The sequence below is a fragment of the Kitasatospora sp. NPDC059599 genome (genome assembly GCF_042735125.1).
Taxonomy (GTDB): Bacteria; Actinomycetota; Actinomycetes; order Streptomycetales; family Streptomycetaceae; genus Kitasatospora.
In genome coordinates this window covers 14,691-37,933 of record NZ_JBHWCL010000036.1, presented here as the reverse complement: position 1 = coordinate 37,933, position 23,243 = coordinate 14,691, and the positions used below count along the sequence as shown (strand labels likewise).

17 protein-coding genes and 5 pseudogenes are annotated in these 23,243 nt (G+C 72.4%); 11 read left to right on the top strand and 11 right to left on the bottom strand.

Annotated elements, in window-relative coordinates:
- Window positions 1–6 precede the first annotated feature (6 nt).
- The 4 genes and pseudogenes from ACFV04_RS15540 to ACFV04_RS15525 form a co-directional block, all read right to left on the bottom strand.
- Window positions 7–1,586, bottom strand: a pseudogene (locus tag ACFV04_RS15540) (GMC oxidoreductase).
- 216 nt (window positions 1,587–1,802) lie between these two features.
- Window positions 1,803–2,039, bottom strand: a complete 237-nt coding sequence (locus ACFV04_RS15535) for a hypothetical protein (protein ID WP_380529456.1) — start codon at window positions 2,037–2,039, stop codon at window positions 1,803–1,805.
- Window positions 2,040–2,095: 56 nt separating this feature from the next.
- Window positions 2,096–2,440 (bottom strand): annotated as a pseudogene (locus ACFV04_RS15530) (cyclase family protein); the annotation flags it as partial.
- A 279-nt stretch (window positions 2,441–2,719) separates the two neighbouring features.
- Entirely contained in the window at window positions 2,720–4,543 is a 1,824-nt protein-coding gene (locus ACFV04_RS15525) for a glycoside hydrolase family 15 protein (RefSeq protein ID WP_380342507.1), read from the bottom strand.
- Between the two features lie 140 nt (window positions 4,544–4,683).
- Here ACFV04_RS15525 and ACFV04_RS15520 point away from each other — a divergent pair.
- Window positions 4,684–5,631 (top strand): annotated as a pseudogene (locus tag ACFV04_RS15520) (DUF389 domain-containing protein).
- Between the two features lie 45 nt (window positions 5,632–5,676).
- On the opposite strand, the pseudogene ACFV04_RS15515 reads toward ACFV04_RS15520, so the two are convergent.
- From ACFV04_RS15515 to ACFV04_RS15500, 4 genes and pseudogenes are all read right to left on the bottom strand, one after another.
- Window positions 5,677–6,057: pseudogene (locus ACFV04_RS15515) on the bottom strand (M24 family metallopeptidase); the annotation flags it as partial.
- Window positions 6,058–6,455: 398 nt separating this feature from the next.
- Complete coding sequence (locus tag ACFV04_RS15510; RefSeq protein ID WP_380529437.1) at window positions 6,456–7,115, bottom strand: response regulator; 660 nt, start codon at window positions 7,113–7,115, stop codon at window positions 6,456–6,458.
- On the bottom strand, window positions 7,112–8,314 hold the full coding sequence (locus ACFV04_RS15505; protein WP_380529435.1) for a sensor histidine kinase: 1,203 nt from the start codon (window positions 8,312–8,314) through the stop codon (window positions 7,112–7,114). The genes ACFV04_RS15510 and ACFV04_RS15505 overlap by 4 nt, the downstream gene beginning before the upstream one ends.
- On the bottom strand, window positions 8,311–9,144 hold the full coding sequence (locus tag ACFV04_RS15500) for a CPBP family intramembrane glutamic endopeptidase (protein WP_380342515.1): 834 nt from the start codon (window positions 9,142–9,144) through the stop codon (window positions 8,311–8,313). The genes ACFV04_RS15505 and ACFV04_RS15500 overlap by 4 nt, the downstream gene beginning before the upstream one ends.
- 893 nt (window positions 9,145–10,037) lie before the next feature.
- Between ACFV04_RS15500 and ACFV04_RS15495 the strand changes: the two genes are divergently transcribed.
- Both ACFV04_RS15495 and ACFV04_RS15490 read left to right on the top strand, forming a co-directional pair.
- Window positions 10,038–10,433 (top strand): hypothetical protein, encoded by a 396-nt coding sequence (locus ACFV04_RS15495; protein ID WP_380342517.1) that lies wholly within the window; start codon window positions 10,038–10,040, stop codon window positions 10,431–10,433.
- 473 nt (window positions 10,434–10,906) lie between these two features.
- Window positions 10,907–11,272: a hypothetical protein gene (locus ACFV04_RS15490; RefSeq protein ID WP_380342519.1), complete on the top strand. Its 366-nt coding sequence runs from the start codon at window positions 10,907–10,909 to the stop codon at window positions 11,270–11,272.
- Between the two features lie 298 nt (window positions 11,273–11,570).
- Here ACFV04_RS15490 and ACFV04_RS15485 read toward each other — a convergent pair whose 3' ends face one another.
- Complete coding sequence (locus tag ACFV04_RS15485; protein ID WP_380529433.1) at window positions 11,571–12,266, bottom strand: TetR/AcrR family transcriptional regulator; 696 nt, start codon at window positions 12,264–12,266, stop codon at window positions 11,571–11,573.
- 80 nt (window positions 12,267–12,346) lie between these two features.
- On the opposite strand from ACFV04_RS15485, the gene ACFV04_RS15480 reads away from it, so the two are divergent.
- Window positions 12,347–13,501 carry an FAD-dependent oxidoreductase gene (locus ACFV04_RS15480; RefSeq protein ID WP_380529431.1) on the top strand — a complete coding sequence of 385 codons (1,155 nt, stop codon included), beginning with the start codon at window positions 12,347–12,349 and terminating at the stop codon, window positions 13,499–13,501.
- A gap of 396 nt (window positions 13,502–13,897) precedes the next feature.
- On the opposite strand, the pseudogene ACFV04_RS15475 reads toward ACFV04_RS15480, so the two are convergent.
- A pseudogene (locus ACFV04_RS15475) lies at window positions 13,898–14,026 on the bottom strand (family 1 glycosylhydrolase); the annotation flags it as partial.
- 326 nt (window positions 14,027–14,352) lie between these two features.
- On the opposite strand from ACFV04_RS15475, the gene ACFV04_RS15470 reads away from it, so the two are divergent.
- From ACFV04_RS15470 to ACFV04_RS15455, 4 genes are all read left to right on the top strand, one after another.
- Window positions 14,353–15,711 carry a BTAD domain-containing putative transcriptional regulator gene (locus tag ACFV04_RS15470; RefSeq protein ID WP_380529429.1) on the top strand — a complete coding sequence of 453 codons (1,359 nt, stop codon included), beginning with the start codon at window positions 14,353–14,355 and terminating at the stop codon, window positions 15,709–15,711.
- A 134-nt stretch (window positions 15,712–15,845) separates the two neighbouring features.
- Window positions 15,846–16,121 carry a hypothetical protein gene (locus ACFV04_RS15465; protein ID WP_380529427.1) on the top strand — a complete coding sequence of 92 codons (276 nt, stop codon included), beginning with the start codon at window positions 15,846–15,848 and terminating at the stop codon, window positions 16,119–16,121.
- A gap of 130 nt (window positions 16,122–16,251) precedes the next feature.
- Window positions 16,252–19,251 (top strand): BTAD domain-containing putative transcriptional regulator, encoded by a 3,000-nt coding sequence (locus ACFV04_RS15460; RefSeq protein WP_380529454.1) that lies wholly within the window; start codon window positions 16,252–16,254, stop codon window positions 19,249–19,251.
- Window positions 19,252–19,308: 57 nt separating this feature from the next.
- Window positions 19,309–19,713 carry a hypothetical protein gene (locus ACFV04_RS15455; protein WP_380529425.1) on the top strand — a complete coding sequence of 135 codons (405 nt, stop codon included), beginning with the start codon at window positions 19,309–19,311 and terminating at the stop codon, window positions 19,711–19,713.
- Window positions 19,714–20,159: 446 nt separating this feature from the next.
- Here ACFV04_RS15455 and ACFV04_RS15450 read toward each other — a convergent pair whose 3' ends face one another.
- A complete protein-coding gene (locus ACFV04_RS15450) occupies window positions 20,160–21,140 on the bottom strand; it encodes a GlxA family transcriptional regulator (RefSeq protein WP_380342535.1) in 981 nt (326 codons plus the stop codon).
- A gap of 126 nt (window positions 21,141–21,266) precedes the next feature.
- Here ACFV04_RS15450 and ACFV04_RS15445 point away from each other — a divergent pair, with 126 nt between their 5' ends.
- Genes ACFV04_RS15445 through ACFV04_RS15435 form a run of 3 tightly spaced genes read left to right on the top strand, consistent with a single transcriptional unit; the run spans window position 21,267 to window position 23,088 of the window.
- Window positions 21,267–22,232: an NADP-dependent oxidoreductase gene (locus tag ACFV04_RS15445; protein WP_148642174.1), complete on the top strand. Its 966-nt coding sequence runs from the start codon at window positions 21,267–21,269 to the stop codon at window positions 22,230–22,232.
- 30 nt (window positions 22,233–22,262) lie between these two features.
- A complete protein-coding gene (locus tag ACFV04_RS15440; protein WP_376155677.1) occupies window positions 22,263–22,583 on the top strand; it encodes an NIPSNAP family protein in 321 nt (106 codons plus the stop codon).
- 58 nt (window positions 22,584–22,641) lie between these two features.
- A complete protein-coding gene (locus tag ACFV04_RS15435) occupies window positions 22,642–23,088 on the top strand; it encodes a heme-binding protein (protein ID WP_380529422.1) in 447 nt (148 codons plus the stop codon).
- The last annotated feature ends 155 nt before the right edge of the window (window positions 23,089–23,243 follow it).

Here is a 23,243-nt window from a genome sequence, read left to right as displayed (position 1 = left end):
CCTGCTCTACTTCAGTCGGGCGGCGATGACGTCGCCGACCCGAAGGGCGTTGGCGATGGCGGTCAGTGACGGGTTCACCGCGCCGATGCTGGGGAAGAAGCTGGTGTCCACGACGTAGAGGTTGTCGAGGTCGTGGGCCTTGCAGTCCACGTCGAGGGCGGAGCTCCGGGGATCGGTACCGAAGCGCACGGTGCCGGCCTGGTGGGCGGTGGCGCCGATGGGCATGCCCTTGTGCAGGTAGATGCTGTGCGGCAGCAGGTGGTGCTCGTGCATGCCGAGGTGGCCGAGCATGCCCTGGAGCTTGTGCCGCAGCCGTTCCAGCCCGGCGATGTTGTTCTTCTCGTCGAGGGCCAGGTGGATGTCGCCGTCCCGGTCGAGGGTGACCCGGCTCTCCGGCAGCGGGAGGTCCTCCCCGCACAGCCAGAAGTCGACCGAGTGGTGCGCGAGCATCTCGAAGGGCAGGTCGGGGGTGACCGCGCCCGCCCAGCGCGGCGCCTCGCCGTGGATCTGGTCGGTGTCGGACTTGCCGAGCATCTGGATGCCGCCGAGCGGGAAGTCCCAGTCGTCGGCGCCCAGGTACCAGTCGTGCAGGGCGAGGGTCTTCTGGAAGCGGGTGGGGTTGGGCTCCTTGGAGACCGCCATCAGCGCCAGGTTGTTGTGCCGCATGTAGTGGCGGCCCACCACGTCCGAGCGGTTGGCCAGGCCGCCCGGGTGCGCGTCGTTCGCCGAACGGAGCAACAGGGCGGCGGAGTTGACCGCCCCGCAGGCCACCACCACGATGTCCGCGCGGAAGGCCGTCGTGGTTCCGTCCGCGAGTTCGGCGACGACCCCGGTGACGGTGCGTCCGGTCGGGTCGGTCTCCAGCCGCCGCACGTTCGCGCCGGTCACCATCGTCACGTTGCCGTGGTCCAGGGCGGGATCGACGCAGATCACCTGCGCGTCGGACTTGGCGCCCAGCAGGCACGGGAAGCCGTCCACCCGGTCGCAGCGGATGCAGGCGCTGGTGCGGGTGGGCCGGCCGTCGCCGTCCTGCGTGAGGTTCACGCCGATCGGCAGGTGGAACGGGTGCAGCCCCTTCTTCTCCAAGTCGTCGCTGAGCTGCTGGATGCGGGGCTCGTGCTCCACCGGCGGGTGCGCGTACTGGGCGCCCGCCGGGCCCTCGGTCGGGTCCTCGCCGTGCCGCCCGTGGACCAGGTAGAGGTGCTCGGCCTGCGTGTAGTACGGCTCCAGGTCCTCGTAGCGGATCGGCCAGGCGGGCGAGATCCCGCCGTGGTGGCGGAGTTCGCCGAAGTCCTCGGGGCGCAGCCGGAACAGCGCGGCGCCGTAGAACTTGGTGTTGCCGCCGACGTAGTAGTTCACCTCGGGCGGGAACCGGTCGCCGTTCTTGTCGTACCAGAACTCGGGGGCGCGGTACCTGCCCGTGACGAAGACCGCGGTGGAGTCCCAGTTGTCACGCTCCTCGGCAGGTAGTCCCCGCGTTCCAGGATCAGGACGCGTCTGCCGGTGGGGGCGAGCCGGTGGGCGAGCGTGCCTCCGCCCGCGCCGGTGCCGATCACGATGACGTCGTAGTGCTGGTCGTCGGCCACGCCGGGTCACGTCCTTCTCGCCGTTGGGGACATCGGGCATGCACTGCAAGGCCGGAAGGCAACGGGCGCTCGTGCGGTCCACGGAACGACGGCTTCCGGGCGCGTCCGCGTTCACCCGATCGCCCCCGTCGCGGGCTCCGGCCCCGGTTACGGCTACGGGCTGCGGGCTGCGGGCTGCGGGCTGCGGGCTGCGGGCTGCGGGCTGCGGGGTGACCGTCACAGGACCGCGATCGGGTTGACCGGGGAGCCGGTGGCGCCCGGCAGCCGGAGCGGGGCCACCACGCAGAGGAACGCCCACCGCCGCTCCCGCGCGCAGACCGGCGCCAGTTCCTCGAAGCACAGGTAGTCCAGCAGGTGCAGCCCCATCGCGTGCACGGCCAGGACGTGCACCGGGAAGTCGACGCCCCGGGTCGAGCTCGGGGCGGTGTCGCTGTTCCCGTCGCTGCCGAGCACGCAGACCGGCGGTCCGCCAGGAACCCCAGCGCGGACGGGTGGAGCCCGTCGCGCGCCCCCGCGGCGGGCCACGCCCCGAGCTCGGTGCGGCGCCTGCGGTGGCCCACCCGGACGAGGAGCAGGTCGCCCTCGCCCACCCGGACGCCCTGGGCGGCCTCGGCGGCGGTGAGGTCCTCCGCGGTGACGTGGTCCCCGGGCTCCAGCCACGGCACGCCGCGCAGCCTCGGGACGTCGAGCAGGACACCGCGGCCGACGATCCCGTCCCGGGCCACCTCGACGGACAGCGCCGCGGCCCCGGACTCCGTGACGCCGTCCACCGGCACGCCGCCGTGCAGGGTACCGTCGTAGACCACGTGGCACAGGGCGTCGAGGTGACTGTCGGCGTCGCCGTGCACGTTCATGGCGAAGCGGTCCATCGCGAAGTCGAGCCCGCCCGACCGGCCGTCCGGCACCGCCGTCATCCGGTGCTGCGCCGGCTCGGGGTTGTCCGGTCCCGGCAGGGTCTCCACGGGCGCGGCGAGGCCGACGTACGGCCCGTCCGCACCACGCCGGCGGCGGCCGCCACGCGTTCGGGGGTGAGCGCCACCAGCGCGCCGCGCTCGCCGGCGGCCCACTCCGAGCGCGAGCGCAGCGTCCGGTATCGCCGAAGTCGGCCTCGCTCAGCGCGGGCTGTTCCGTGGTCATCCGCGCCGCTGCTGCCGGTCGAGCGCTTCGTCGAGCGTGGTGGCGGCCATGATCAGCGCGAGGTGGGTGAACGCCTGTGGGAAGTTGCCGAGTTGCTCGCCACTGGGCCCGATCTCCTCGGCGAACAGCCCGACGTGGTTGGCGTAGGTGTGCATCTTCTCGAAGGTGTAGCGCGCCTGGCGCAGCCGCCCCGCCCTGGCCAGCGCGTCCACGTACAGGAAGGTGCACAGGCTGAACGTGCCTTCCGAACCGCGCAGGCCGTCCGGCGAGGCGGCCGGGTCGTAACGGTAGACCAGGCTGTCGGAGACCAGCTTGCGCTCCATCGCGTCCAGGGTGTTCAGCCAGCCCGGACTCCTCGGCGCGATGAACCGGAGCCGGGGGATGAGCAGCAGCGAAGCGTCCAGGACGTCGCCGTCGTAGTGCTGGACGAGTGCCTGTTCGGTCTCGCTCCACCCCTGTTCCATGACCTGTTCGAGGATGGCGTCGCGGGCCGCCGTCCAGCGCGCCGTGTCGGCGGGCCTGCTGTACTCGTGCGCCAGGTGCAGGGCCCGGTCGAGCGCGACCCAGCACATCACCCGGCTGTAGGTGAAGTTCTGACGCCCGCCGCGGGTCTCCCAGATGCCCTCGTCCGGCCGGTCCCAGGTGTCGGCCAGCCAGTCCACGGTGCGGGCGAGACCCTTCCAGCCGTGGTAGCCCGACTGCACGCCGAGTTCCTGGCCCTCCGCCAGGGCGTACATCGCCTCACCGTAGATGTCGAGCTGCAGCTGGTCGGCGGCGGCGTTCCCGGCGCGCACCGGGTAGGAGCCGCGGTAGCCCTCCAGGTGCCCCAGGATCTCCTCGGTGAGGTTGGGGTCCCCGTCGACCCGGTACATGATCTGCAGGCGCTCCCCGGGGGAGTCCGCCAGGTCGTGCATCCGGTCCCCGAGCCACTTGGTGAACCTGGCCGCCTCCTCGACGAACCCGAGGTCCAGCAACGCCCGGACCGACAGCGAACCGTCGCGGACCCAGGAGTAGCGGTAGTCCCAGTTGCGCTCACCGCCGACCTGCTCGGGCAGGCCCATGGTGGCGGCGGCGATCGGCGCACCCGTGGGCGAGTACGTGAGCAGCTTGAGGGTGATCGCCGAGCGGTTCACCATGTCCGGCCAGCGGCCCCGGTAGTGGGAGGTGCGCACCCATGCCTGCCAGAACTCGCCGACCTCCCACATCCGCTCGTGGAACGCGCCGAGTTCGAGCGGGGCGGGCGCCTCGCCGTCGGGTCCGCAGACCGTCAGGACGGCGGCGGCGGACTCGCCCGCGTTCAGGACCACCTCGCCGCGGACGTCGTCGCCCTCCCGCTCCAGCGGGAAGGTGCTCTGCAGGTGCGCGGCGATGCCCGGCGCGTGGAACGAGGCGCCCTCGGGGACCAGCCGCAGCTCGTGGGCGGCCCGCCCGTAGTCGAACCGCGGCCGGCACTCCAGGGTGAACCGGACCCTGCCGCGCACGGCCCGCACCAGCCTGACCAGGGTGTGCCGGTCGGTGGGGCGGTTCGTGCGGTCCGGCGGCATCCAGTCCACCACCTCGCCGACCCCGTCCGGCGACATGAACCGGGTGACCAGCACCGCCGTGTCCGGGTAGTAGAGCTGCTTGCGGGTGTCGTCGGGGTGCTCGGGCGACAGGCGGAAGTAGCCGCCCCGGTCGTGGTCCAGCAGCGCGGCGAACACGCTCGGTGAATCGAACCGCGGGGCCGCGAACCAGTCGACGACGCCTTCCGCGGACACCAGCGCCGTGGTCTGCAGGTCCCCCACGAGGCCGTGATCGGCGATGAGCGGGTAGCGCTCCATGGCGAATCTCCGAAGGTCGGCGGGACTCCGTCCGATGAAAATCCTTCTCCAGCCACTGTCCGATATGTTCGGCCTGCGCGCGCGATGGGACCGCCGGGCCGGCCCGGGCCCCGCGGCGATCCCGAGCAGTGGAGGCCTGGATGGACCTGATCCACGTCCGCGCGGTGAGCCCGCCCGAGCTCACCGAGCGGATCGTCGGCCTGCTGGCCGAGGATCCCTTCGTGTTCAACCTCGTGGTCCAGCCCGGACTGGCGCACCACCCCCACGGCGACGCCGTCCAGTGCGACGTCCTCAAGGGCGCGGCCGACGACGTGCTCCGCGGCCTCCGGGAGCTGCACCTGGACCGGCACGGCTCGATCGTGATCGAGCAGGTCGACATGGCCTTCTCCGAGCAGGCGGCGGCCGCCGAGACCGAACAGCTCGGGCCGCTCGCCCACGCGCCCCTGTAGGCGGCCGTCGAGGCCCGGATCCGCGCCGAGGGGACGTACCTGCCGAGCTTCTACGCCTACCTCGTCATCGCGGGCCTGATCGGCGCGGTCGGGATCCTCACCAACTCCCAGATCCTGATCGTCGCCGCCATGGTGGTCGGGCCGGAGTACGGGGCCATCACCGCCATCGCGCTCGGCCTCGACCGCGGCGTCCGGCGCAGCGTCCGGCGGGGCGTGCGGGCCCTCGCCCTCGGGTTCGCGCTGGCCATCGTGACCACCTTCGCGTTCGCCCTGCTGATCCGCGGCGCGGGGCTCCAGCCGAAGGCCTTCACCCTGGGCATCCGGCCGGTCTCCAACCTCATCGACACGCCGAACTTCTTCTCGGTCGCCGTCGCCGTCCTGGCAGGAATCGTCGGCATCCTCTCCCTGACCGAGGCGAGGACCAGCGCGCTGCTGGGCGTCTTCATCTCGGTGACCACCATCCCCGCGGCCTCCGACCTGGCGGTCTCCAGCGCGTTCGGCAGCTACCGCGAGGCCTGGGGCTCCTTCCTCCAACTGCTCCTCAACATCGTCGTCCTGGTGGTGATGGGCGTCCTCGTGCTGCGGCTCCAGCGCGCCGTCTGGCGAAGGATCGGCGCCTCACGACGCCGCACCGGGTGACACGACGCAGCCGACGGGCGCACGGGCCCGGGCAGCCCCTCACTGTCAGGCGAGGTCGAGCAGCTGCTCGTAGAACCCGCCGAATCCCAACTCGCGGTCGACGAGGTGGAGCTCCAGGATCCAGTGGCAGGTCTGCCCGCGCCGGTCGGAGCGGCGCAGCGGAGCGTCGTTCCCCGGGGTGATGTAGGAGTCGGCCTTGGCGCCGTCATTGGTCTCGTGCGGGAACTCCCCCACCAGGTGGCCGGCGTGCCAGATGCCGATCTCCCAACCGGCCTCCGCGGCGAGCCGCTCGACCTCGGCGTGCAACTCGCGCCCGGTGACCTCCGGACGGGCGTCGAAGAAGGCCCGGCCCGCGTCGACGATCCGAGGCAGGTCACTCAGCAACTGCCGCTTCCGGGGCGCTTCACCGAAGACGTACGTCCGCCCGGGGATCGATGCCACCGGTGCGAACCCGGACCGGAGGGGTGGCGGCGACCGATCCGCACACACAAGGAGCATGCCGAACACAGCCTCTCATAGGCGATCTTGAGGACATGACCTCTCCTGCACGAGCGTGAACCGGCGCACCGGTGATCCGGCCCGCCCGACCACAGCCGATGCCGCTCGGTCAGGTTCTGCCGGGTCGGTGGTGAGCAGACATCAGGGACCACGGTCCGGCACCTTCGGCCCGGGGCAGCAGCCCCGGCGGACGTCCGGACGGACCTGCCTGCCTGCCTGCCTGCCTGCCGGGTGGCCACCCGAACCGCTGCCCGTGCCGCGAGCGAATTCCGGCCCTCGCGCAGCGGAACCCTCGCCTCGGGGCCGGGGACGGAAGGAACTCCCGGTCAGGTGACCAGGCCGTGGCGGTAGGCGTAGACGACGGCCTGGACGCGGTCGCGGAGTTGGAGTTTGGTGAGGATGCGGGAGACGAAGGTCTTGACGGTCTCAGGGCTGATGACGAGGGTTGCGGCGATCTCGCTGTTGGAGAGGCCGTCGGCGATGAGGCGGAGGACTTCCAGTTCACGAGGTGTGAGCGGGGTGTCCCGGTGGGTCTTCTCGGCGGGACGGATGCGGGCGGCGTAGCGCCCGACGAGTCGGCGTGTCACGTCGGGGTCGAGGAGGGCCGCGCCGGTGGCCACGGTCCGGATGCCGTGGAGCAGCCGGTCCGGAGGGGCGTCCTTGAGGAGGAATCCGCTGGCACCGACGCGCAGTGCCTCGTAGACGTATTCGTCCAGGTTGAACGTGGTCACCACGAGGACTTTGACGGGGTGGGGCACTCCGGCACCGGCCAGCAGGCGGGTGGCTTCGAGGCCGTCGAGGACCGGCATGCGGATGTCCATCACGACGACGTCGGGTCGTACCTTGCCGGCAAGGTCGACTCCGGCCCGTCCGTCTCCGCACTCGCCCGCCACCTCCATGTCGGGCTGGGCGCCGATGATGGTGACCAGGCCGGTGCGGACCAGCATCTGGTCGTCGCAGACCAGGACCCGGATCGGTGCGCTCACGAGGTGCCGTCGGCGGGGATGCGTGCCCGCACGGTGAAGCCGCCGTCCGGGCCGAGGCCGGCGCTGAAGTCGCCGCCCAGGACGTCGACGCGCTCGCGCAGGCCCGCCAGGCCCCGTCCGCCGCCGGCGGCGACGGCGGTGGCGCGTGAGCCGGTTCCGTCCGTGCTGACCTCCACGGTGATCTCCCTCGTGCCGCGCTGCACCTGCACGGAAGTGCGGCTGCCGTGAGCGTACTTGAGGGCGTTGGTGAGTGCTTCCTGCACCACCCGGTAGGCGACGAGGTCGGCGCTTCCGGTCGAGGCCGGCGGTGTGCCCCGCTCGGTGAAGTCCACGGGCTGTCCGGCCCGGCGGGTCTGCTCGACGAGCGTGAGGACCCTGCCGACGGCCGGTGTCCTGGCCTGCGCGGCCTCCGCCGGGCCGATGCCGTGGCCAACGCCGTGGTCGGTGCCGTGGCCGGGGTTGAGCAGGTCCAGCAGGTGACGCAGGTCGGTGAGGGCGCGGCGGCCGGTGTCGCTGACAGCGGTCAGGGACTGATCCAGCCGCTCGGGAGCGGCCGTCAGATAGCGGGCGGCTTCGGCCTGTACGACCATCGCGGTCACGTGGTGGGTCACCACGTCGTGCAACTCGCGGGCGATGCGGATGCGTTCGGCGGTACGGGTCCCGGCGGCCACACGCTCGCGGCGTGCGGCCTCCGCGGCCCGTGTGGAACGCAGCCACGCCCCGGCTCCCCAGGCCAGGGCGAGCGCCAGGTAGAACGTCACGAAGTCCGTCGCCGTCTCGCCGCCCGAACCGAGCCGGGCGAGCGCGATCGCCAGCGACACGTACACCGCGGACAGGAGGACCACGGTGGTGCGCCGACGCTGTTCCAGGTGGGAGCCCGCACTGATCAGCGCGACGGGCAGGGCGGTACCGGCGGCCGAGTGGTAGCCGCACAACTGGTCGAGGGCGAAGCCGCACGCCACCAGGGCCAGACAGATGACCGGCCACCGCCGGCGCACCACGAGGGAGAGGCATTCGAACGCGAGGGCCACGACGGCCAGCGCGTCGAAGGGGCGGGTCGGCAGGTCCCCGACCTGCGTCCCGTGGCCGCGCAGTCCCGGCAGGAACGACGCGACCAGGAACAGTGCCCCGAGAGGGAGGTCACGGAGGGTGACGTCGAGCCGGCGCCACACCTGACCGGCCTCCTGAAGGCTCATCACCGGGCGAGTGTAGCGAGGGCGTCGACGCGCTCGGCACGCTGCCGGGGGACGATGTGGCCGCGCCGACGGGCCAGCCGCAGGAAGACGACCATGAGCAGCGCGCCGAACAGCATCGCGTACACACTGGCCTCCGGGCCGAACTCGCCACCGGTGATCAGCTTGGCCCCCGCCGTCGAGGCGTCCAGCAGTCCGTGCGTGTCGCCGTTGCCCGAGACCTCGGTGCCGAAGATGCCGGACTCCGCGAAGTTCCAGCCGAAGTGCAGGCCGATCGGCAGCCACAGCGAGCGGGTGGCGGCGTACGCGGCGGCGAGCATGCCGCCGGCCTCGATCGCGATGGCGACGGCGCCCAGCAGGGTGGCGTCCTGGTTGAGCAGGTGGGCCGCGCCGAACACCGTGCCGGACAGGGCCAGCGCGATGTACGTGCCGAGGCCGCGCTCCACGAGCCGGAAGAGCAGGCCACGGAACATCAGTTCCTCCGTGACGGCGGCGCCCGCCATGAAGCCGACCAGCCCGATCGCCCCTGTCGGCGAGCCGAAGCCGTGGACCTTGTAGTCCCCGAGGACGTAGATGTTCGCGATGACGGCCCCGAACATCGCGACCCCGATCACCGAGCCCCGCAGGAGCGACCCGGACGCTCCCTCGCGGGCCAGTTCCGTGACCGGGCGCCCCTCGGTACGCCCCACGACCCATCGGTACACGAGCACCGAGAGCACGACCGTCAGGCCGCCCACGAGGAGCGAGAGCCACGGATCGTCCTGGACCGCGGTGGCACCTTGACCGCCGACCGCACCGGCCAGGACCACGGCCAGGATCTGCCACACCGATTTCATGACGACTCCTTCTTCGGTTCCGTTTCCGGTTCCTTGTCCGGTCCGCGGCCAGGGCGCCGCGGCTGAACCGAACGCTAGGGAAACGGCGATCGGGAATCGTCACCTCACAGGGGACACCTGCACGTAGCTCTCACGGGGGACGGACCCCCAGCCTCCTCTCCCGGGGTGCCAGGATCCGCTTGCGGACACCCTGACGCGGCCGGCGGCGGAACAGTCCGCAGATCGTCTGCCATGGTCCGTACTCCGGCGGAACGTCACGTCCCGCCACGGGGCGCGGCCGAACCGCTGGTGACCCACCGGCTGCATCGCCATCGACGAGTAGCGGAAAACCTGAGGATTCGACCGACTCGGGCAGATCCCGCGTTGTGCTGGCTGCCCCTCACCAGGTGACGCCGGCAGCATGCCAGGGATCGGATGGCCCGCTACGCCGCCGGGCGACATCCCCGGGAAAGCCCCTCATCCGGCCACGACCTCGACACCGGCCGCGAGCATGTTGGCGGTGGCCATACATCCGGCAGCAATTTGAGGCCAACTGCCTTGAAAGGGAAGCTCAGTGAACAGCAATCAGGTCGAGGTCATCGTTCCGATCCTGAACGAACCGGGGGTTCAGAACCCGCAATCGAGGATCTACCCGGTTCACGCCATGGTGACCCGAGAGCCCGCCTCATCCGCGCAGGGCTTTCGGTCGCGACGGCCTTTGGCCGGGCCCGCTGGACGGTGGCCCCTCCCAGGGCTGCAGGGCTTGCCGTGTCCCCGACCGCTGACGGACAGCGGCAGAGGAGCCTGCCCGTCAGCGGTCGGGGACCGCCCTCGGCACCTGTCCTCCCGACTCCCGGGCTCGGGCAGCGCGTGCCTCCGAGGACGGCGGGAGGATCAGGCCTACTGTGCGCTCCATGGGAGAACGCGCGCACTCGACCCGCCTTGAGCACATCCTCGGTGTTCGGCTTTCGGAGGATGCGGTACGCCAGTGGCCGCAGAGCGGCGAACTCATCAGAGGGAGGTCACGGATCGCCGAGGTGGAGTCCCACTTCGTCGGGCTGAGACTCGGGGTGGGGAGGCGGCGTGCCTTCGGCGACACCGTCGTCGTCGAGTGGAGCACCGACTACGGCGACGGCCGGGTGTACCGGAACGTCTCCATCGCCGAGCTTGAGAACGGAACGGCGGTCCGGGTGACCGACTACTGGGGCGAGCCGTTCATCCCACCCCCTTGGCGGGAGACGCTGGCAGAAGGCCTCGACATGCCCGCCGACGGTACCTGGCCCGCCGAAGACGCCCTCACCCAGGACTGAGCCGTCGGCGCGCGGACGGGAGTGCGCCATGCCATCTGAAGTCCCGCTGCCGCCGCTCAACCTCCCAGATCCGGTTGCGCGGCCATGTGGTGCGGCCGGACTCCCCGTCTACTGTCTCGCCCGGGAACAACCCGCACCCTGCCTCGCGCTCCGTGTCCGGTGAGCGGCAACGGGTCGCGGTACCAGGCGTACGAGGCTCGCGGGGTGCCCTTCTGCGTCTCGAAGTCGACGCGGACGGGGCCGAAGCGCGGGTGGTAGCCCTCGGCCCGTCGAACGGGCTGTCATTCCACCCGGAACCCAGTTCTCCATCCTGAATCATCGTGCTTGTCAGGACAGTTGGGGAAGACCGACGCCCTGTGCCCTGCCTGGCAGGTCGTGGGCCTCCTGATCTTGCCGAACACCCTTTCCTTTCCTGGCACCCCGATTACGCTTGCCCCAGTCACGGCCAGGATCGAACGAGGGGGTACCCGCCCATGCCGTACGAGATCGGCGCGAAGGTGAGGCTGACCGGGGATGTGCAGGTCACCGCAGACGGCACGGCGGCCGGAGCCGGCTTCCCCGGTCCGCTGTTCCTGGCCGGGGGCTTGGCGGGCATCGTCACGGGCTCGACGAAGGAAGCCGGCCGCGTATCCCAGGACATGCTCGCGAGCTTCGATCGGCAAGTCCGCGACAGCCGACTCCAGGGCTTCGCGGCCGACTTGGTCGAGGGCCTCCGTCAGCGGGTCGTGGTACCGGGAGCGTTCGACGCCGGAGCCGGCGCTCAGATCAGGTACACGGTGCGCTTCGAGAACGGGTTTGTTCTCGGCGGTATCGAAGAAGGCCGGCTGACCGGAGCCTGAGTAATCTTCCGCCGCGCCGATCCGGCCCTCCTCAGGCCGGGTAGCGATCGAGCCCGGCGGCGGGCAGGGTGTGAGCGCGGTTCCGGCGCCGGGACGTTCCACGAAGGCCCGGGCCTCGCCAGCCTGCCGGCGCCGGGTTTCCAGCTCGTCGGCGTGCCAGGCCTCGCCCACGGCACGGGAGTGGTCCCACGAGTCGTCGTTGAGACTGAGACCGGTGTTGCCGGAACTGCGCTGGAGCTCCACCTCCGAGCGCGCGGCACCCGGTTCTCGGCCGGCCCCCGTCCCGCTCGGGTTCGCGTCAGGCCCGAGGGGACGGAGCCGGGTGGGCGGCCTCGATGCCGCCCAGGATGAGGTCGATGCCGGCCAGGAACTGCTCCCGGTCGTCGTGCTCGGGCAACCGCGCCGCCACCCGGCGCACGAACGGGTACCGAGCCGGATCGAGCTGGGCCCACTGCTGGGCGATCTCACCCAGGAAGGCCGTCCGATCGGTCCTGTGCGCGTGCAGCAGGCGGGCGTTGGCGGCGTTCTGTCCGGCGACGCCGAGGACATGGATGACGAGCGCGGACGTGGCGTCGAACTGCGCCCCCTCGGGCACACCGAGCCCCTCCAGCCGGCTGCCGAAACCCTCGAAGATCTGCGGGATCGCGGCCAGCCACGGCGCGCGGGAGAGCTGGGTGCCGACCCAGGGGTGTGCGTCGATCGCGTCGAAGAGCCCGAGCGCGAGGGTCCGGATCGCCTCGCGCGGACGCGTGCCGCCGGGCACGTCCGCCATGACCCGGGCGATCACGTCGTTGGTGGCCGCCGCCAGCAGGTCGTCCTTGTTGGCGACGTGCCAGTAGATCGCCCCGCTTCCGGTGGCCAGGCGGGCCGCGAGCGTGCGGAAGGTCAGCGCGCCCTCGCCGTCGGAGTCGAGGATCTCGATCGCCGCCTCCACGATCCGTTCCTTCGACAGCGCGTCCGTGCGCCGTGCAGCCCGCGGCTTCTTGATGGCCATGGACACAGTTTGACATGAATGGATCGCCGTTCCAACATCTGAATGGAACAACGTTCCATCATGGCTTCGAAAGGAACACCATGACGACACCGGTCACGATCATCGGCGCGGGCCTGGGCGGCCTCACACTCGCGCGGGTCCTGCACGTGCACGGCATCCCCGCCACCGTCCACGAGGCCGACCCCTCCGCCGAGTCCCGCACCCAGGGCGGCCAGCTCGACATCCACGAGGAGGACGGACAGCGCGCCCTCGCGGACGCCGGCCTCACGGACGAGTTCCGCGCGATCATCCACGAGGGCGGTGACGCCGCCCGGGTGCTCGACCAGCATGGCGCGCTGCTGCTGGACGTCCCCTCCGACGGCACCGCCGTACGCCCCGAGGTGCTCCGCGGCGACCTGCGCCGGATCCTGCTCGACTCCCTGCCCGAGGGAACGGTGCGCTGGGGCAGCAAGGTCACCGACGTCCGGCCGCTCGGCAACGGCCGGCACGAGCTGACCTTCGCCGACGGCTCGACCGAGACCAGCACCATCCTGGTCGGCGCGGACGGCGCCTGGTCCAGGGTCCGGCCGCTGCTCTCCAACGCCCGGCCCGGCTACACCGGCACGACGTTCGTCGAGACCTACCTGCACGACGTCGACGAGCGGCACCCCGCGACGGCCGCCCTGGTCGGCCCAGGCGCCATGTACGCACTCGCCCCCGGCAAGGGGATCGTCGCCCACCGAGAGGCGGGTGGCATCCTCCACACCTACGTCGAGCTGAACCGTTCGGCCGAGTGGATCGCCGCCACGGACTTCACCGACACCGCGGCCGCGACCGCCCGGGTCGCAGCCGAGTTCGACGGGTGGACGCCGCACCTCACCGCGCTGATCACCGACGGCGAGACCGCCCCGGTGGCACGCATGATCCACACCCTTCCCGACGGACACCGCTGGGACCGGGTACCCGGCGTGACGCTGCTCGGCGACGCCGCACACCTGATGCCGCCGTCCGGCGACGGCGCCAACCTGGCGATGTTCGACGGCGCCGAACTCGGCAAGGCCATCGCCCGGCACCCCGACGACGTCGAAGCGGCGCTCGCCGCCTACGAGAAGGACCTCTTCCCGCGCAGCGAGGCCTTCTACGCCGACGCCCACGAGATTCTCGACCTCTGTCTCGGCGAGCGCGCACCGCAGAGCCTGGTCGACTTCTTCAGCGGGCACCCGGGGGAACACGACGAGGCGGGGGCACAGCCCTGAAGGTGGCCGCCGCGTTCGGACGACCGGGGGCGGCCGGGCTCGTCCTCACCAGGTGAACCGGTGGAAGGTCGACCCTGCGCACGGGGCGGTGTTGCCTGAGAGTCCCGGCCCACGCCTCCCGGTCGCGGGGCGCAGGACGATGGGGACGGCTGCACCGATCCACGGCAATCGCCGAGCAGGGTCCGGGACTCAGAGAGGTGAGGGTCCCCAGGGTCGTCAGTGCGCCCGCCCCTGTCCGACCAACCCGCAGCCGAACCACTGTCGATGGACCGCGGATTCGTCGAACGCCCTGTCCTTTACGCCGTTTCTCGGGCCCACCGGCTACGGGCCATGCCATCCGGATGACCTCTCTGCCGTTGCGGAACGGCCAGACATCCCCCGGCGACTTGAGCCCAACTACTGTCGACTGCAGGACCGGTGAGCTGCGATCAGGTCGCGGTACCGGGCGTAGGACGCCTTCGGCGTGCGGCGCTGGGTGGCGAAGTCGACGAGGACCGGACCGAAGCGCTGGTGGTAGCCGTCGGCCCGTCGAACAGGCTGTCATTGTGACGAGACCACAACTGCAGGACGTCACCCCTATTCAAGGCGACAGTTCCACCGCGGAGTCGAGAGGGCCGATCAACCCGGCTGATTCGTGCGCCCGCTTTCCGACGGGCCGCCGTGTTCGGCGGTCGATGGCGCGATATCGACCGGCTCCCTTGCCGACGCGTACCGCCGCCGTAGCATGACCGGATGTCGGATTCGGTCGCGTAGGGAGGATCCCGCTGGAGCTGCATTTCAGCACGCTCGGATCGCTCAGGGCCCGGCACGGCGATCGGGAGCTGCGGCTGAACCGGGCTCGGGACCGCGCGGTGCTCGCCGTCCTGCTCGCGAACGCCGGGCGGCCGGTGCCCGTGGCGGAGATCATCGACGGAGTCTGGGGCGAGGAGGCGGACGAGGCGCCGAACCGGGCGAGGGGGCTGCCGGCCACCATGTACCGGCTGCGCAACGCCCTGGCCGGCGCGGACAGCTCCGTCGAGGGCGGCTCCGTCGAGGGCGGCAATGTCCTGCGCCACGTCGGCAAGGCGTACCGGCTGGAGGCGGACCCGGCGAACATCGACCGCACGGTGTTCCTCGCGGAGCTCGCCGCCGCCACCGCCGCCCGTCGCAACCGGCAGCCCGAGCGGGCCCACGCGCTGCTCACAGCCGCGCTCGGCCGGTGGTCCGCGCCGGTGGCCCTGGACGGCGTGCCAGGCCCGTTCGCCGAGCACGACCGCCGGATGCTGGCCGGGCGCCGGGAGGAGGCCCGGCTGGCCCGGCTCGAACTCGACGTCGAACTCGGGCTGCCGCTCACGGCGGAACCCACCCCGGAGCCGGCCACCGTCGTCCCCCGCGCGCTCGCGCTGGCCCGGGCCGGCCGCACCGAGCAGGCCCTCGCCCTGCTCGCCGACTCCGCCCCCGGCGGCGAGGCGGCGGCTCTGGCGGCACGCCTCCGCGGCCCGGCCACGGACCTGGCGGACTGGACGCCCTGGGCCTCCCGGACCGCCCCCCGGCAGGTTCGCCGGCCGTTCCAACTCCCGCCCGACATTGCCGACTTCACCGGCCGAGCGACCTTGCTGACGGAGCTCGCCGCCGCCCTGGCCGCGCCGGGACCACGGTGGGTCACCGTCACCGGGCCGCCCGGCTACGGCAAGAGCGCGCTCGCCATCCACGCCGCACACCGGCTCGCCCCCGGCCATCCCGACGGCCAGCTCCACGCCGACCTGGGCGGGCAGGCCCCCGGCGCGGATCCGGCCGCCGTCCTGGCCGCCTTCGTCCGGGCCCTGGGCGTCGAGGAGCACGCCGTCCCGCCGGGCCTCACCGACCTGCGCACGCTCTACCTCCGGCTGCTCGCCGGACGGCGCGTCCTGGTGCTGCTCGACGGCGCCGTCGATGCCGAGCAGGTCCGCCCGCTGCTGCCGACCGAGCCGGGAAGCGCGGCTCTCGCCACCGCCGGCCGACCGCTGCCCGGTGGACACACCGTCACCGTCGGCCGGATGACGCCCGACGAGGGGATCGAGCTGTTGTCCCGTGCCCTGGGCCCCGGGCGCCTGGCCCGGGAACCGGACGCGGCGCGGGCCCTGGCCGCTGCGTGCGACCATCAGCCCCGCGCCCTGCGGTTGGCCGCGAGCCGCTTGGTGGGCCGTCCCGCCTGGCCGATTTCCGCCCTCCTTTCACACCCGCGCACATAAGATCCGTCTGCGAATAAACGCGAGCGTTCATCCCTCGTCAACCGGCTCATCACAAAATCCCGATGACGGCCACGATCACCATCCGATCAGGCAAGCCGCCCGGAATCACCCGGCGACGGGAAGAGGACGAACTGATGAGTGGGACCGTCACATGCATCGACCGCGCGCCGGCCGGCACCGCCGCCGAGCACGGTGCGGCGCGCCTGATCAGGCAGGGCGACGGCTACCCGGTCGCCCACTACGCCCCGGACGGCAACCGGTCCGCCCGGTACGCGACCGGGGCGTCCAGCACGACCGGCTGCGACACCAAGGCGGTCAGGCGCGCCGCCGGCCGGCTCCACGGCGGGTTCGCCGGCCCGAGCTCCACCGAGAGCCCCCACGCCGTTCGGCCGGTACCAGAGAGCCGCTGAGCCCCGCGCGCCGCCCTTACCGCCCGGCCCCCAGCCCCCAGCCCCCAGCGAATCCCCCACGCGCCACCGCCATCCACCAGCCCCGGCGCGCCGTCCACCCGGGGCCCGACGAGCCGCCGGGAGAACCGTCATCGCCACCGACCCCGTACCCACCACCGAACGCACCCCCTCCAGCGCGCCCGACCTGCGCTTCCACCTGCTCGGCCCGCTGACCGCCCGGGTCGACGACCGCCGCCTCGACCTGGGCCGCAGCCAACAGCAGGCCTTTCTCGCCATGCTGCTCGCCCACCCGGGCCGGCCGCTGACCGCCGCCCGCCTCGCCGAGGGCATCTTCGACGAGGACAACCCGCCCAGCCGGCCCAAGTCCGTCCTGGCCACCCACGCCTACCGGCTGCGTCGCGCGCTGCGCGACCACCACGCCGCACACCTCCTGGTCACCGTCGACGGCGGCTACCGCCTCGACGTCCCCGCCGAGTCGCTGGACTCCGTAGCCTTCGACCGCCTCGTCGCGCAGGCGGAGATCGCCGCCGCCGACCGGCCGCGGGCCCGCGACCTGTTGGCCCGGGCGCTGGCCCTGCACGAGGGCGAGCCGCTGGCCGGACTGCCCGGCGGCCATGCCGTCGATCTCCGCCGCCACCTGACCGAACGCCGGGTGGAGGCACTGGAGGCGAAGCTCGCCCTCGACGTCGATCTGGGGGACAACCCGTCCTGCCTGGTCGAACTCGACCAAGCCGTGTTCGCCCACCCGTTCCGCGAGCGGTTTCGCGCCCTGCTGATGCTGGAGTACCACCTGGCGGACCGCCCGGCCGAGGCGCGGGCCGTGTACGCCGATGCCCGGCGCGACTACCACGCCGAGGGGCTGGACTGCCCGGAGCTCGACGCGCTGCACACGCGGATTCGGCGCGCCGACCCCACCCTCGGCACGGCGACCCGCCCCGTGGGCTGCTCGGCCGCAGCTCACGGCTGGCCGGTTCCCGACCGGGGGACGGACTCCCGAAGCTCGCCGGTACCGGAACAACTTCCCGCTCCCCTGGTCGACTTCACCGGCCGGCAGAGCGCTGCTGCAGAGCTGACCACCGTGCTCACCCGGCCCGACCCGGGCGCCGTGGTCATCTCGGCGATCAACGGAATCGGCGGTTCCGGAAAGACCAGCCTGGCCGTGCACGTCGCCCACGCCCTGCGCGAGCGGTTCCCCGACGGCCGACTGCACCTGGACCTGCGTGGCGCCCAGGCCGACCCGCTCGACCCGGCCGAGGCACTCGGCCTGGTGCTGGCCTCGCTCGGCGTCGCGGACCGGGAGATCCCGGCAGACCCGGCCGAGCGCGCCGCGCTCTACCGCACCACCGTGGCCGGCCGCCGCCTGCTGGTGCTGCTCGACAACGCGGCCTCCGCCGAGCAGACCGCCCCGCTGCTGCCCGGCGCTCGGACCTGCGCCGTCCTGGTCACCAGCAGGGTCTGGCTGACCGGCCTCCCGGGCGCCCACCACCTCCACCTCGACGCGATGGAGCCGACCGAGGCGCTGAACCTGCTCGCCACCGTCGCCGGCCGCGCCCGGACGGAGGCCGAGCCCGAGGCCGCCACCGCGATCGTCACGGCCTGCGGCCTGCTGCCGTTGGCCGTACGGGTTGCCGGCTGCAGGCTCGCAGCCGACCCCGTGCAGTCCCTGGCCGGCCTGGCCTCCGCCCTGGCCGACGAACGGACCCGACTCGCCGAACTCGTCCACCACCACACGTCGGTCGAGCCCGTCCTGGCACTCTCCTACGCCCGGCTCGACAGCGAACAGGCCCGCGCCCTCCGGCTGCTCGCCCTCCCGGACACGCCCGTGCTCGACCTGGGCCCGGCCGCAACGCTGCTCGACCGCTCCCCTGAGCGCACCCGCGAGCTCCTGGAATCCCTGGTCGACCTGAACCTGCTGAACTCCCCCGCCGCCGACCGGTACGGGCTCCACGATCTGCTGCGGGTCTTCGCCCGCCGGCGCTGTGCCGGCGAGGACGCCCCGGCAGAGGTCTCGGCCGCGTACGCCCGGCTGCTCGCCTTCTGCCTGGCCACCGCCCGTAACGCCGAGGCGACCGCCCACCGCGTCGAGCACACCCGCCGCCGCCTGATCACGGCGGAGACCACCGTGCCCGGCACGTCATTCGACACGGTGGAGGACGCCACCGCCTGGCTGCGCGACCGGGCCGACCTCCACCAGGCGGTGATCCGCCGGGCCTGCCAGGACCCGGCCCTGCCGCTCGCCCAGGCCGCCGACCTGACGGACAGGATGGGCTCGATCCTGTTCGGCCGCGACTACGTGACCACGGTCGGCGACCTGGCGGCCCGGGTCGCCGAGGCGGCGACTGCCCGCGGCGAACGGGACGTCGAGGTGCTCGCCCGCTCGGTCCGCGGCAGCATGCTCTGCCACGCCGGCTCCTACGCGGCGGCGGGCGAGGAGCTCCGCCGCTGCCTGCCACTGTGCGGCGGGGCGGCGCTGCGCCGACTACGTGCCAAAGTCCTCCAACTGCTCGGGGCGAATGCGCGGGTGCTGGGCGATTTCGAGGCGGCGATCGGTCCTCTCGAAAAGGCGTCGTCGCTGTTCCAGCAGCTCGACGACGAGACCGCCGAGGGCCTCGCACTCGGCGAGCTCGGCTACAACCACGCCAGGAGCGGCCACCTCGCCCGGGCCCGCGCGGCCGGTGAGCGGTGTGCCGAGCTGACCGGCGGTGAGGTGTCCATCTCCTCGTCCGTCGGAAGCTACCACCTGGCCCGGATCCTCCACCTCTGCGGCGACCTCGCACGGGCCCTGGAGCGGGCGGAAGGCGCCCTGGCCCGGTTCCGTTCCTTCGGCATGCCCGTCTTCCAGGCCGCGACCGGCGGCCTGATCGCCCGGATCCACCTCACGGCCGGGCGGCCGACGGCCGCCGTCCGGGCCGCGGAGGAGGCACTTCCGCAGGCCCACTGCGTCGGCGGGATGCTGGAGGGCACCGTGCTGCGCGCCCTCGGCCAGGCCCTCGCCGACCTGGGCCACCGCAGCCGGGCCAGGGCCTGCCTCGGACAGGCGCTTGAGCACTTCCGGCGGCTGGACCTCGACGCCGACGCGGCCGAGACCGAGCAACTGCTCGGCGTGCTCATCGAATGTCCATCGCCATGACCGAGCCTCATGTCGTGCCCCGGTCAACCCGACCGGGCCAAGAGGGAGGGAATGCACATGTCCGTCAAGGGAATCCGCCGGGCCGTCCTGGGCCTGGCCACCACCGCGCTCGCCGGCGGGATCGCGCTGACCGGTGCCGGGACGGCTTCGGCATCGAGCGGCGGCGGCTGCGCCGGCCCGGACTGGAAGCAGACCTGCATCAACGCCGGCGGCGGCCAGGTGTCGGCGCAGGTGACCACCAACTTCGCCAGCAACAACTGCACCGAGCAGATCATCATCTGGGACTACACCACCGGCAGCCAGGCGCTCTCGACCTCGTTCCCCTGCCACTCCGGCCAGTACTCCTACACCTACACCCTGACCAACCCGACCCCGGGCCACAACTACAAGGCCGAGGCCCGTTTGTACTGGCAGCCCGGCAGCGGCTACGACTACCAGCTCAGCCCCGACCTCTGGTACTGAACCACCGGGCGTGAAGTAACACCGCCCTCCACCCCTGCGGGCCCTGAGCCCGCACCGCGTCCCGCCCCCGACACTCACGGGGGCGGGACGCCCTGGCATCCGGTGGCCCGCACCGGCCCCGCCGGCCAGTGGCGCCGGCCGGACGTCGACGGGAAGGCACGAGTCGGCACGAGCCCGGCGAACAGGCGGGACCCCACGGGAGCACGGCGGCCCACCCGGCCACGGGAGCCGCCGAGCGGCTCCGTTCGGGTGGCGGCGGTACGGCCGGAGACGAGGCCGACGGTGCTCACCGAGACGGGCAGGGCCACGTGCCGCAAGCGAGTTCCGGCCCCCGCACAGCGGAACCCTCGCCTCGGGGCCGGGGACGGAACTCCCGGTCAGGTGACCAGGCCGTGGCGGTAGGCGTAGACGACGGCCTGGACGCGCTCGCTGCAGCGGCTGGGCGGTCACTGTGCCGTCATGGGTTCCCGTGCGCGGTGAGCGCGACGGTAGGCCAGTGGTGACAGGCCCACATACGTGTGGAAATGCTTGCGCAGGGCGACGGCGTCGCCGAAGCCGCAGGCAGCGGCGACCCGCGCGACGGTCAGGTCGGTGGACTCCAGCAGGAGGCGCGCGTGCGCCAGCCGCCGCTGCGCCAGCCACTTCAGCGGGCTGCAGCCCACTTCGCTGCGGAACCGCCGGGTGAAGGTGCGCACGCTCATGTGAGCGTGCCGGGCCATGTCCTCCAGTGTGACCGGCTCGGCCAGCCGGTCCACTGCCCACTGCCGCGTCGCCGAAGTGGAATAGTCGGTGTCCTGCGGAACCGGGTGCTCGATGAACTGTGCCTGCCCGCCCTCGCGCCACGGCGCCACCACGCAGCGCCGCGCGGCGGCCGAGGCCACCGCCGCCCCGTGATCCAGACGGACCAGGTGCAGGCACAGGTCGATGCCGGCCGCTCCGCCGGCGGACGTCAGGATGCGTCCGTTGTCGACGAACAGCACGCCCGGATCGACCTCGACGTCGGGGAACAGCCGTGCCAGCGCGTCACACAGCGCCCAGTGCGTGGTGGCTCGCCGACCGTCCAGCAGACCGGCCGCCGCGAGCAGGAAGGCCGAGGTGCACAGGCTGACGATGCGGGTCCGCGGACCTATCCGGTCCAGAGCCGCAGCGAGTTCCTCGGGGAGCGTGCCGGTCGCGAGCAGGTGCTCGCCGGGCTCCTGCGTGGCGAGTACGACGGTGTCCGCGGTCTCCAGCACCGACTCGTCGTGGTCGACGACGATCCGGTAGTCCTCGTGCGTGCGGACCGGTCGGCCTCCGAGGGAGCAGGTACTGACGGAGTACAGGCGGGTCCCGTCCGGTTCACAGGCCTCGTTGAACACCCGGGCCGGGATGCCCAGGTCCAGCGGCAGGACTCCGTCGAGGGCGAGAACGGCAACACGATGCGGCATGGCCGGAATGGTACGACAGGTGGCTCCCCGGCCACTCACTCGCGTCCGCGAGCACACGCCAGTCTTTCTTCCGTCGGGACCGCGGTTCCGACGGAAGAGATCGGGACGGACATGAGCGAGGACAACATGAGCGAGCGCACCATGCGGGCTGTCACCGTCAGGGAGTTCGGCGGGCCGGAGGTGCTGACCGTCGAGGAGGTCGTGCGCCCCGAGCCGCTGCCGACCGAGGTGCTGGTACGTGTGCACGCCGCCGGCGTCAACCCGGTGGACTGGAAGACCCGCGAAGGGCAGGGCATGGCGGGACTGCAGACGTTCCCACTGACCCTGGGCTGGGACGTCTCCGGCGTCGTCGAGGAGGTCGGCTTCGGCGTCACCACGCTCGCGCCCGGCGACGAGGTGTACGGGATGCCGTGGTTCCCGCGCGCCGCGAACGCCTACGCCGAGTACGTGACCGCTCCGGCCCGCCAGTGGGCCCGCAAGCCGGCCACCATCGACCACACGCACGCGGCCGCCGTGCCGCTGGCAGCGCTGACCGCCTGGCAGACCGTGGTCGACACCGCCCGTGTGCAGGCCGGCCAGCGCGTCCTGGTCACGGCCGCCGCCGGCGGAGTGGGCCACTTCGCGGTCCAGTTCGCCCGGCACCTGGGCGCCCACGTGATCGCCGTCGCCAGCGACGCACGCCACCGCTGGCTCAAGGAACTCGGCGCCGACGAGACCATCGACTACACCACCACCCGCTTCGAGGACGTCGCCCACGACGTCGACGTCGTCATCGACCTGGTGGGCGACGCACATGACCGGACCAGCACCCGCTCGCTGAAGGTCCTGCGCCCGGGCGGCCTGCTGGTGGCCGTCCCTGCCGGTGTCTCCCCGGAGCTGGCCCAGGCCGCCGAGGCCGCCGGCGTGCGGGTCACTCCGTACCTGGTCGAGCCGGACGGCGCGGCGCTGGCCACGATCGCAGGCCTGATCGACGCCGGTGAAGTCGACGTCGAGGTGGAGGAGACGTTCCCGCTGGAGCGGGCCGGCACGGCACACACCCGCGTCGAGGCCGGCCGCACCCGCGGCAAGATCGTCCTGACCATCGCCGACTGACCGCCCCCGCAGGGAGTTCGGAGGAGCACCGTGTACTACGAGATCCGCCGCTACCAGGCCCGGCCCGGACGCCGCGAGGAGTGGGTGCGCTACATGGAGGACGTGGTCATCCCGTTCCAGGCCTCGCTGGGCATGGACGTGACCGCCTCCTTCGTCGACGCCCAGGACGAGGACGGCTACGTGTGGATACGCCGCTTCGAGGACGAGGCCCGGAGCGAAGCCCTGTACGCGGCCGTCTACCAGCACGACCGCTGGAGGAACGAGATCGGCCCGGTCGTCCACGACCTGCTGATCCCCGAGGAGTCCGTCGTCACCCACGCGGTCCCCACCCCGGCTTCGCCCCTGCGGTGACCCGGCTGCGGCTGCTGCCCGCCACCGCCACCGCCCCACCCCAGCGAAGGAAACCTTGATGAGCCCCGACACACTGCGGAAGTCGGCCCCCGCCTCGTCGGTCACCCAGGCCGCCGCCGCCGCACTCATCGCGGCGGTACGCACCGCCGCTGCCCGGATCGGCTTCACGCCGGCCATCGCCGTCACCGACCAGGGAGGCCATCTGAAGGCATTCGACCGGGCCGACGACGCGCCCTTCCTCACCGCCGAGGTCGCGTTCGACAAGGCCTGGACTGCGGCCTCGTTCCACATCCCCACCCATACGTGGAACGACTATCTCGCCAACCCGCGGGTCGCACCACTGACCGGCCACCCTCGCCTGACAGCCGTCGGCGGCGGCTACCCGATCACCGAGAACGGCCGGTGCATCGGAGGGCTGGGCATCTCCGGCGGCAGCTACGAGCAGGACCAACAGGCCGCCGAGGAGGCCCTGGCCGCTCTCGGGTTCGAGCTGCCCGGTCCCTGACCGACCACCGGAGTGTGGGTCCACTGACGGCTGCAGCCGACTGCCCTGACCAGCCGGCCTTGCGGACTGCTCGCCGGTCCTCCGTGAAGGTGCCCAAGCAGCCTTCGGGGTACGGACCCGGGTGCCGAAGTCGACGCGATGGACGCCTGCTTCGG

Coding starts and splice junctions, on each gene's coding strand:
- ACFV04_RS15525 (WP_380342507.1), bottom strand. CDS start 4,543: ATGGAGCGCTACCCGCTCATCGCCGATCACGGCCTCGTGGGGGACCTG.
- ACFV04_RS15500 (WP_380342515.1), bottom strand. CDS start 9,144: ATGAAATCGGTGTGGCAGATCCTGGCCGTGGTCCTGGCCGGTGCGGTC.
- ACFV04_RS15495 (WP_380342517.1), top strand. CDS start 10,038: ATGGGAGAACGCGCGCACTCGACCCGCCTTGAGCACATCCTCGGTGTT.
- ACFV04_RS15490 (WP_380342519.1), top strand. CDS start 10,907: ATGCCGTACGAGATCGGCGCGAAGGTGAGGCTGACCGGGGATGTGCAG.
- ACFV04_RS15485 (WP_380529433.1), bottom strand. CDS start 12,266: ATGGCCATCAAGAAGCCGCGGGCTGCACGGCGCACGGACGCGCTGTCG.
- ACFV04_RS15480 (WP_380529431.1), top strand. CDS start 12,347: ATGACGACACCGGTCACGATCATCGGCGCGGGCCTGGGCGGCCTCACA.
- ACFV04_RS15465 (WP_380529427.1), top strand. CDS start 15,846: ATGAGTGGGACCGTCACATGCATCGACCGCGCGCCGGCCGGCACCGCC.
- ACFV04_RS15455 (WP_380529425.1), top strand. CDS start 19,309: ATGTCCGTCAAGGGAATCCGCCGGGCCGTCCTGGGCCTGGCCACCACC.
- ACFV04_RS15450 (WP_380342535.1), bottom strand. CDS start 21,140: ATGCCGCATCGTGTTGCCGTTCTCGCCCTCGACGGAGTCCTGCCGCTG.
- ACFV04_RS15445 (WP_148642174.1), top strand. CDS start 21,267: ATGAGCGAGCGCACCATGCGGGCTGTCACCGTCAGGGAGTTCGGCGGG.
- ACFV04_RS15435 (WP_380529422.1), top strand. CDS start 22,642: ATGAGCCCCGACACACTGCGGAAGTCGGCCCCCGCCTCGTCGGTCACC.